Below are 8,934 nucleotides of genomic sequence, written 5' to 3'. Positions count from 1 at the left end.
TGGCCCCTTCCAGTGTGAGTACGGCACCTACGCCATCTTCCGCACCGACAGCTGGCTGGTGAACTATTTCAATTGGAACCCCTTCATGAATCCGGAAGAGAACCGGGTTCGGGTGGTCGATCGAGTCAAGAAGCGCCAGCCCTTGCTCACCGACTGGACTTTCCTCACCAAGGACGAGTTCGTACCCTGATGCCGAAACCGCTCGCCGCGCGCGACGTCCCCGCCTTCTCCACCGCCTGCCACTTCATCGATGGCCGGGCGGTCGAAGGTGAGGGCGACGCCTTTTCAACCCAGTTTCCAGTCACCGGCGAGCCTTTGATCGAGCTCCGAGCGGCGACCCAGGAGCAGGTGGGGGCCGCCGTTGCGGCGGCGCGGCGCAGCTTCGATGACGGCGTGTGGCGCGGCCTATCGGCGGCCGAGCGCGCCGAGATCCTGCGCCGGACGGCCGAGATCCTCGAGTCGAGAGCCGACGACCTGGTCCGTCGCATCCTCTTCGACAACGCCAAGACGCTGCCGGAGGCACGGATCGACGTCCTGGCGGCGACCTCGGCCTGCCGCCGCGAAGCGGAGCATGCCGAGAACGACCGCGACCTCGAACTGCAGGCCGAGCGCGGCGTCGAACGCCGGGTGGTGCGCGAGCCGGTCGGCGTGGTCCTCGGCCTGACGCCTTACAACGCACCGTTGATGTTCGCCGGCATCAAGGCCGCTCCCGCCCTCGCCGCCGGCAACTCGGTGGTGCTCAAACCCTCGGAACGAGCGCCGCTGTTGACCGTCGAGCTCTGCCGAGCCGCCGCCGAAGCGGGTGTGCCGCCGGGGGTGCTCAACCTGGTGCACGGCCGGGTGGACGTCGCCGCCGACGCCGCCGGCCGCGACGAGGTCGACCTGATCACCCTCACCGGTGGCACCGCGGCGGGCAGCGCGGTGATGCGCACCGCGGCACCGACGATCAAGAACCTGCTGCTCGAGCTGGGTGGTAAGTCGGCCAACATCATCCTCGCCGACGCCGACCTCGACCGCGCCATCCCCGCGGCTGCGGCGGGGATCTTCCGCAATGCCGGTCAGCGCTGCTTCTCCGGCTCACGGCTAGTGGTGGAAGAGTCGGTGGCCGAGCGCGTCGAAGAAGGTGTCGCCGCCATCGCCGAGAACCTGCGCCTCGGCGACCCCTTCGACGAATCGACCCAGGTCGGCCCGTTGATCGACCAGCAGGCGGCAGCCGACGTCGAGGCTTTCATCCAGCGCGCGGTGGCGGAAGGTCTGCAAACTGCGGCCGGCGGTCGGCGGGTCGACGAGCTCGCTCCCGGCGCCTTCTACCGGCCGACCGTGCTGCTCGGCGCCAAGGCCGGCGCCTACGCCGCGCGCGAGGAGATCTTCGGCCCGGTGTTGACGGTGATCCGTGTGGCAAACGCCGCGGAGGCGGTTCGCGTCGCCAACGCGTCGCGCTACGGACTGGCCGGCGCGGTGTGGAGCCGCGACCTCGACAAGGCCCAGCGTGTCGCCCGGGGGGTGCGCAGCGGCTACCTGTGGATCAACACCTATGGCGCCGTCTTCGGCGACGTCCCCTTCGGCGGCTACGGCCACTCGGGCATCGGTCGCGAAGCCGGACGCTGGGGCTACGAGGCTTACACCGAGCTCAAGACGATCATGCTCGATACCACCGGCGGCACCACCGCTCCCCTCTTCGAACCGTGAACGGAGACAGCATGCGAGGCGCACTTCTCTTCCTTCTCTCGATCGGTCTTTTGATGCCGGGCAGGGCGGTCTTCGCCGACGAGCTGAAGGATCCCCTGGCACCCAAGACGAGTCACGACGAGGCGCTGACGTACCAGCTACACACCGCCACCCTGATCGCTCACGGCCTCGACGAGGTCAAGCGCTTCTACGCTGACGGCCTCGGCCTCGAGCTCGAAGGACCGATCGACGTCCCGAAAGCGGTTCGCAAAACCCAGCGTAAGCTTTGGGGCATCCCGAAGGGGATCACCTGGCAGCTCTACCGGTTGCACCGGCCCAAGGTGGCGCAGACGGTGCAGGTCCGCTTGCTGGTGCTCGATCAAGAGACACCGCGGATCCACACCACCTGGGACGCCCGCGAGCCCGGCCCGTTCTCCCTCGGCTTCCCCACTGCCGAGCTCGAGCCCTGGGATAGCGCCCTGCGCGAGATGGGCTTCGAATCGATGAATCCGATGTCGCGCTACGAGGTGCCGCGCCCCGACGGCAGCCGCTACGGCATGCACGAAACGATCTGGAAGGCGCCGGACTTCATGCACACGGTGACTCTCTCACGGCGCAATGGCATGCCGCAGCTCGGTCCGATCGACGCTGAGACCGGTCGTGGCGGCCCGGTCTACTCGGCCCAGAGCATCGAGCAGTCCGACGACGTCCTGGCCTTCTACACCGACGTCCTCGGGATGGAGCTGCGCAGCGATCGCGAGTGGAAGAGCCACGGCTCGAAGGGCGCCCTGGCGGTGCCCGACGGCACTGTCTTCCGCTTCTCCATCGTCTATGCCCCCGGCGCGAGCCACGGCCACCTGCTGTTCATCGACTTTCGCGACGGTGCTTTGCCGTCCTCAGGCGTCGCTCCCCGACCCCCGAACCGCGGGCTGACGGCGTGGACCTTTCCGGTGCGCGACCTGGCCGAGATCGAGCGCCGAATCGCCAAGGCCGGTGTCGAAGTCGTCGGTGGTCCCGTCGATTACGACAGTCCGTTACTCGGTGCGCATCGGGCCCTGACCGTGCTGGCACCCAATGGCTTCCTGGTCGAATTGATCGAGCTTCCGAAGGAGATAGTGGAGCCGCAGAGGTAGTGTCGACCCACGGGCGCATCGAGGCCGCGACGATCACCGCTACGGACCTGGCGGCGACGGAACACGCCTGGACCCGGCACCTGGAGTACACCGTGGCGGATCGGGGGGCGATCGATACCACCTTGGCGACCACCTGGGGCGCGCCGAGCCAGGCCGGCCAGGACTACGTGCTGCTGCGCCCGGCGAGCGGTGCCGATGTCTTTATACGCTTGGTAGAAGGTAGCGCTCCTGCGGACTGCGCTCCACGCCGCACCTTGGGATGGGCCGCCCTAGAGCTCACCGTCACCGACGCCGATGCGCTCTGTGCCCGCTTGCGGCACAGTGAGCTCGAGATCCTCGGCAAGCCGCGGCTGCTCGAGAATCTCGCTGCCTTCTACCCCATGCAGATCGCCGGGGCAGCCGGTGAGGTGATCTACCTCAACGAGGTGCGCGACGACCTCCCGACCGTCGATCTGCCGCGCGCTCGCAGCCCGGTCGACCACCTGTTCATCGTCATCCTCGGCGCCGCCGATCTTTCGGCGGCGCGTGACTTCTACCGCGACCGGCTGCGCTTCGAGATCGACACTGTCTACGAGGTTCCCTACACCATGATCAACCAGGCCTTCGGCTTTGAGCCCGATCGCCGGCATCGCCTACTCACAACCCGAGTCGGGAGACGAGTCAATGTCGAGATCGATCAGTATCCGTCCGAGGCGACGCCGAGACCGAGCCTCGAAGGCATGCTGCCACCCGCCATCGCAATGATCTCCTTCAGCGTCGATAACCTGGCAGCACTGGAATTCACGCCCGCCGGGACGCGCCTCGAGCCGCCTTACGCCGGTCGCCCCTATGCCGTTTGCCGCGGCGCAGCCGGCGAGTTGATCGAGCTCATCGAGGCAGCCTGATGTCAGAATCCCTCGCCAGCCCCAGCTACGTCGTCATCGGTGCCTCCGATCTGGCGAAAAGCGCGCGTTTTCTCGGCTACTTCGGCTTCATGAGCGCCTCCTCTAGCACGCTCAGCGCGGCCGCCGCCACGGCACTCTACGGCCTCGACCAACCGGTAGAGGTGCAGGAGCTAGACGTTCCCGGAGCGCGGCAGGGGCGAGTCCGCCTCGTCGCAACGCCGCACCCACCGCGTAGCGCAGGGCCCTACGACGCGCGACCGGTGGCCATCGATCTCTACACGCGCGACATCCATCGCAGCCTGGAGATCGCCGAGGCGGCGGGTGCCGAGCTCGGTGAGCTGGTGGAGTACGACCTCGGTCCGCTGGAGATCAAAGAGGTCGAGGTTATCGGCCCCGATCACCTGGTGGTCGTCTTTCTGCAGGTCAACAAGCTGCGTCCCAGTGTGCTCGACCACGATCACGATCGGCTGCACTCCGAGGTCCACAGCATCGTGATGTCGGTCCGCGACGCCGAAGCTGCTCTGCCCTTCTGGACCGGTCCGTCCGGCCTCACGACCCTGATCGACGCCAAGATCGAAGGCCCGATCATCTCCCGCCTGATGGGCCTGCCGCGGCCCAACGTCCCGGTGCGCTTCATCCTCTTGTGTGACGAAGCCTCCAACCCGGCACGACTGGAGCTGCTCGAGTTCTTCGAGGATCCCGGCGACGAGCTGCCGAACTGGCCGCTGGCGGCGGGGCTACAGGGCCCCGGCTTCGATGTCGCCGATCTCGATCGAGCGCAGGCGGTGCTGACCGGAGCGGACTTCGGTGCGGTCACGCTGGTCGAGGCCGGCCGGGCAGTCAGTGCCGTGGCACCGGGCGGAGTCCGTTTCGAGCTGCGAGAGCTCGCCGGCTAATGAACCGCCGCCAGCTTGCGGCGCGCCTCGGTTAGGAGCTTCTCGACCTCCTCGCGATCGGACACTTCGTCCGCCTGCTCCAGATAATGCTCCAGATCTTCCAGACCCTCGGCATCGCCGGCATGGATCCGAAAGACGCCACGATCGCGCCAATGGTTCAAGTCCTCGGGCTCGAGCAAGACGAGCCGCTCGATGACGCGTTTCAACCGGCGCAAATCCTGCTTCTGGAGATAGATGGCGCGCAAGTTGTGGTGCATGCGGGCCAGCACCTCTCGCGGACCGACCGGACGCAGCATCTGAGGACTCAAGGGGACTTCAGTCCGCAGGACCCGGCTCACGATGTCGGCACACTCGACCCGAGTCAGGATCCGTCCTTCGTCGAAAGGATTCAGCAAGAGCTCGGTATGGCGCACATGGCGGACCACGAAGTGACCGGGCAAAGCGACGCCCAACAAGGGAATCTCGGCCCGCCGCCCGACCTCGATCAGGATCACTGCCAAGCTGATCGGGATCCCCAACTTACGTTCGAGCACGTCGTTCAGGAAGCTGTTGCGCGGATCGTAGTAGTCGTCGGTGTTACCACGCAGGCCGACGTCGCGATAGAGAAAACGGGTCAGGGCTTCGAGCCGCTCGTAGTCGCCGCTGACACCCGAGATCCGGCGCGCCACCTCTGCCCCCATCTCGTCGAGACGTTGTAGCCAGGGATCGACGTCCAGGTCCGGGTATTCCAGGCCGGCAAGGAGAAGGGCGGCTCGGTCGAGCTCGATCGTCTCCCCCAGCCCCTCGATGACTTCACGAAATCGCATCGCACGAGTGTATGGCGCGACGGGGCGCAGCGCTACCCCAGCCGCGGCCCAGTCAAGGCACGAGCACGACCTTGCCCATCACCGCCTTGCCCTCGAGTAGCTCGTGCGCCCGGCCGGCCTCGGCCAACGGCAAGGTGGTGTGGATCTGAGGGCTGATCTCCCCCTTCTCGACATGTCCGAGCAGCTGCTGCAAGGAGCTGGCGAATTCTGCCGGTGGCACGCTGTAGAGGACAAAGAAACGGACCCCGGCGGACCGCCCGGCATGCTCGAGAATCTTCTGGCCGATATCGGCCTGGGGTGGGCCACCGGCCATACCGAACCAGATGATCTGCCCCATGGGCGCCAACATCTCGAAGCCCGAGGCGAAGCTCTCACCGCCGACCGCGTCGAGTACCACGTCGACCCCACGGCCATCGGTCAGCCCCTGCACCCGCTCGACGACGTTCTCTTCGTTGTAGTTGATCACTTCGTCGTAGCCATGCCGCAGCGCGTACTCGACCTTCTCGGGGCTGCTGGTGGTGCCGATGGCTCGGATGCCAGCCTGGCGGCAGAGCTGTCCGGCCGCGGTGCCGACGCCGCCGGCCGCGGCCCGCACCAGCACCGTGGCGCCGCGCTCCAGCTTGGCCATGCTGTGCAGCATGTGGTGCGCGGTGAGGTAGATCACCGGCAAAGCGGCGGCAGCGGCAAAATCGACCCCATCGGGGATGGGGGTGACCGAGGTCTCCGGCAGGGTCACGAGCTCAGCGTAGCAGGAGCCGCCAAAGCCGACCACACGCTGCCCCGCTTGCACCGAAGTGACCCCCTCGCCGACCGCCGCCACGGTACCGCTCGCTTCGAGACCGGGGATGACTGGAAAAGGCGGCATGCCGGGATAGATCCCGCGTCGCACCATGGTGTCGGCAAAATTGACCGAGATGGCCGCCGTGCGGATTTGCACCTGACCGGGCCCAGGTTCGGGTCGGTCGATCTCGACGAGTTGTAGGGCATCGAACGATCCGGCTTCGTCGACTCGTATGGCTTGCATCAGAAGCTCCTGGTCAAGATCTGTTGGTTGTTTGGGCGCCGCTCGGTCTCGATCGCGCTTATAATGTATTAGACCTAAGACAATGTAAAGCGCCAGACAATGTAAAGCGGAACCCGAACCCATGAGTGAGCTCGAAATCCTGCAAGGCCGTCTGGTCTATCGCAAGCTGTCGACCGGCGTCGAACGCGGTCGGGAAGATTGGACCCTGACCTGTAACCGCGACGGCAGCCGCACCCTGCGCTGTTTGGCGATGACCGACGATTCTCGCTTCGTGCGTGACGTCACCTACACGGTCGGTACGGATTCGCGGCCGGTCGATGTCTTCGTTCGCTTGCAGGTCGGTGAGCGCCGCATCGGCAGCGGCTACTTCGCCACCGATGGCGATCGCCTGCGCGTCGTCACCGACGGCGAGGCGAACGGCCGATCGCAGCAGGTGGTGGCGATCCCGCCGCGATTCCACATCATGACCCACGCCGTGATGCTCGATGGCTGGACGTTCTGGGCCTACGATTCCGACGCCGGTGGCGAGCAAGTGCTGACGGTCTACAACACCTCGACCCGTTGGGACGGCACCGATGGACCCTTAGGGCGCGTCGAGCCGCTGCGCGTCCAGTTGCTCGGCGAAGAGGAGATAGAGGTGCCGGCCGGGCGCTTTGCCGCGCGCCATTTCCGGGTGGCCTCCGACGTGCTCGACGTGCCGCCTTCGGACATCTGGGTCACCGGTAAGGACAACCTGCTGGTGCGCTATGTTTGGCAAGAATTCGACCTCGAGTATGTCCTGCAATCTCTACCGTCTTGAAAAGCTCTACCGTCTTGAAGAGCTCTACCGTCTTGAAGAGCTCTACCGTCTTGAAGAGCTCTACCGTCTTGAAGAGCTCTACCGTCTTGAAGAGCTCTACTCCGTGGGTGCCAGCACGAAGACCTCGTCGTCGATCGGCTCATCGACAGTGAAGCGCTGCCAGCGGATGTCGTTGGTCTTGACGCCGTCGTAGTAGAGCCGGACGCGGGTCGGCTGGCGGAAACGCGGCGACTCGTGCCAGGCGAACTCCGAGTACAGCCGGTGGTGCCAGCCGCGCGGTGTCTCGAAGCCGACCATGCGGATGCTGAAGTCTTGGCGATCGACCGCGAAGAGGGTCTGCGAATCCGCCGGATCGGTGACCCGCACGAAGTAGCACTCGTGCCCTTCGATCTGATCGTCGGCCAGGCGCTCGACGGTGAAGCCCTCGTCGAGGGCGAAACGGAAGATGCCAAAGCCGAAGGCCGCCGACCAATCGCGCTGTGCTTTCTCCGGCGGCACCCGGCCGTTTTGATCGTAGGTGTGCTCACCGTCGTAACTGATCTGGAAGATGGCTCGGTCGCCGGCAAAGGCATCGAAGCGCACCTTGCCGTTGGCGCGATGGGCCTCGGCAGACGCTCGCGGGAAGACCCGCCACATGTCGTAGCGATCGGCAAGGGTGACCTGATCAGACTTGCCCTGTTCATAGAGCGTCGCCGTCCCGCTCAATCGCAAGGTCGTGGGTCTTCGCCAGGCATCGCCGCCAGCGGCTTCGATCGCCTTCCGGACGATCTCCCGGGCGCCGAGCTCTTCGCCGACGATCTCAAGTGGCCGTCGAAATCGACGAACGCTCGTTCGTGGAAGTCGAATTCTCGACCGTCGACGAATTTGGGCTCGGTCGTCTCGAGTCCCAGCGCTTCGATCCGGAGGAAATCCTCATCGATATCGGCCGAGCGAATCACCGACGCGGTCTGGAACGGCACGCCAGGTCGCGGCAGTTCCATGCCGCGGACCTCGGTCAGGGCCAGCGTGCGGACCTGCTCCGATCCGGCGCTCAGGGTGGCGAAGCGCAGCTTGGCCGACGGATCGAACCGAAACACCGGGTAAGAGTAGGAGTCCGGCGAGGATTCGGAGATGCGATCCAGATCGAAGCCAAGGATGTCGCGATAGATCGTCAACGCCCGATCGATGTCCGCGACCACCAAGTTGACGCGCTTGAAGTAGGCCCCATCGTAAGCCTCCTGCGCCGCCGCCGATGACGCGATGGCGAGGGCCGTGATCGATGCCAAAGCTCGCAGCGTGCGGGGTATGGGTGAAGGCTGCATCACAGGTCTCCTCCGACTCGGATCAGGGCCTTGCCGAAGAGCTCGCGGCTTTCGGAGGCCCGGTGGGCCTCGGCGGTTGCCTCGAGCTCGAAGACCCGGGTGACGGGAATGCGCCAGCGACCGCTGCGCAGGGCGTTGTGGATCTCTGCCTTCTCTGCGCCGGTGTGTCGCGACCATCGCTCGCATCGCCACCATCAGTCCTCCGTCTGGCCGCTGTCCGCGGTGTGCTGCCCCGGGTCCCAGCCGAAGGGTGCCAGGCGTTCTTCGGCAAAGGCGCGCGGTGGGCCTTCGAGCTCGGTCGCCAGGGTCGCGTTCCAGCGGTTGAGGAATCCGAAGAGCGCCACCACGCCGACGAGCTCGATGATCTGCACCTCGTCGAAGTGCCGTCGGAGCTCGGCGAAATCGGCGTCCGTCACCGCTGCG

Annotated in this window: 11 protein-coding genes; 6 read left to right on the top strand and 5 right to left on the bottom strand. The window is 65.9% G+C overall.

The features are described 5' to 3' along the window. The 5 genes from AAF481_20160 to AAF481_20140 form a co-directional block, all read left to right on the top strand. Positions 1-190 (top strand): hypothetical protein (locus AAF481_20160; protein MEM7483480.1); only part of this gene is annotated, 190 nt, incomplete at its 5' end. Further along, positions 190-1,689 (top strand): aldehyde dehydrogenase family protein, encoded by a 1,500-nt coding sequence (locus AAF481_20155; GenBank protein ID MEM7483479.1) that lies wholly within the window; start codon positions 190-192, stop codon positions 1,687-1,689. The genes AAF481_20160 and AAF481_20155, both read left to right, overlap by 1 nt. A gap of 11 nt (positions 1,690-1,700) precedes the next feature. Next, positions 1,701-2,801: a VOC family protein gene (locus tag AAF481_20150; protein MEM7483478.1), complete on the top strand. Its 1,101-nt coding sequence runs from the start codon at positions 1,701-1,703 to the stop codon at positions 2,799-2,801. Then, positions 2,801-3,685 (top strand): hypothetical protein, encoded by an 885-nt coding sequence (locus AAF481_20145; protein MEM7483477.1) that lies wholly within the window; start codon positions 2,801-2,803, stop codon positions 3,683-3,685. Before AAF481_20150 ends, AAF481_20145 begins: the two co-directional genes overlap by 1 nt. Next, entirely contained in the window at positions 3,685-4,581 is an 897-nt protein-coding gene (locus AAF481_20140; GenBank protein ID MEM7483476.1) for a hypothetical protein, read from the top strand. Before AAF481_20145 ends, AAF481_20140 begins: the two co-directional genes overlap by 1 nt. Here AAF481_20140 and AAF481_20135 read toward each other — a convergent pair. Next, positions 4,578-5,387, bottom strand: a complete 810-nt coding sequence (locus AAF481_20135; protein MEM7483475.1) for a transglutaminase-like domain-containing protein — start codon at positions 5,385-5,387, stop codon at positions 4,578-4,580. The two genes, AAF481_20140 and AAF481_20135, sit on opposite strands and share 4 nt — an antisense overlap. A gap of 52 nt (positions 5,388-5,439) precedes the next feature. Then, positions 5,440-6,411, bottom strand: a complete 972-nt coding sequence (locus AAF481_20130) for a zinc-binding dehydrogenase (protein ID MEM7483474.1) — start codon at positions 6,409-6,411, stop codon at positions 5,440-5,442. A 121-nt stretch (positions 6,412-6,532) separates the two neighbouring features. On the opposite strand from AAF481_20130, the gene AAF481_20125 reads away from it, so the two are divergent. After that, positions 6,533-7,210 (top strand): hypothetical protein, encoded by a 678-nt coding sequence (locus AAF481_20125; protein MEM7483473.1) that lies wholly within the window; start codon positions 6,533-6,535, stop codon positions 7,208-7,210. 96 nt (positions 7,211-7,306) lie between these two features. Here the strand turns inward: AAF481_20125 and AAF481_20120 are convergent, their stop codons facing one another. The 3 genes from AAF481_20120 to AAF481_20110 all read right to left on the bottom strand — a co-directional run. Then, positions 7,307-7,921 carry a hypothetical protein gene (locus AAF481_20120; GenBank protein ID MEM7483472.1) on the bottom strand — a complete coding sequence of 205 codons (615 nt, stop codon included), beginning with the start codon at positions 7,919-7,921 and terminating at the stop codon, positions 7,307-7,309. Next, positions 7,912-8,511, bottom strand: coding sequence for a VOC family protein (locus AAF481_20115; GenBank protein ID MEM7483471.1), 600 nt, complete (start codon positions 8,509-8,511; stop codon positions 7,912-7,914). The genes AAF481_20120 and AAF481_20115 overlap by 10 nt, the downstream gene beginning before the upstream one ends. Before the next feature lie 194 nt (positions 8,512-8,705). Then, on the bottom strand, positions 8,706-8,934 hold a 229-nt coding region (locus tag AAF481_20110), incomplete at its 5' end, for a carboxymuconolactone decarboxylase family protein (GenBank protein ID MEM7483470.1).

Source organism: Acidobacteriota bacterium, from assembly GCA_039030395.1.
Classification (GTDB): domain Bacteria; phylum Acidobacteriota; class Thermoanaerobaculia; order Multivoradales; family JBCCEF01; genus JBCCEF01.
The sequence above is the reverse complement of the archived record's forward strand: the minus strand, read 5'-3'. Positions and strand labels throughout refer to the sequence as shown.

Coding starts and splice junctions, on each gene's coding strand:
- AAF481_20155 (MEM7483479.1), top strand. CDS start 190: ATGCCGAAACCGCTCGCCGCGCGCGACGTCCCCGCCTTCTCCACCGCC.
- AAF481_20150 (MEM7483478.1), top strand. CDS start 1,701: ATGCGAGGCGCACTTCTCTTCCTTCTCTCGATCGGTCTTTTGATGCCG.
- AAF481_20140 (MEM7483476.1), top strand. CDS start 3,685: ATGTCAGAATCCCTCGCCAGCCCCAGCTACGTCGTCATCGGTGCCTCC.
- AAF481_20135 (MEM7483475.1), bottom strand. CDS start 5,387: ATGCGATTTCGTGAAGTCATCGAGGGGCTGGGGGAGACGATCGAGCTC.
- AAF481_20130 (MEM7483474.1), bottom strand. CDS start 6,411: ATGCAAGCCATACGAGTCGACGAAGCCGGATCGTTCGATGCCCTACAA.
- AAF481_20125 (MEM7483473.1), top strand. CDS start 6,533: ATGAGTGAGCTCGAAATCCTGCAAGGCCGTCTGGTCTATCGCAAGCTG.
- AAF481_20115 (MEM7483471.1), bottom strand. CDS start 8,511: ATGCAGCCTTCACCCATACCCCGCACGCTGCGAGCTTTGGCATCGATC.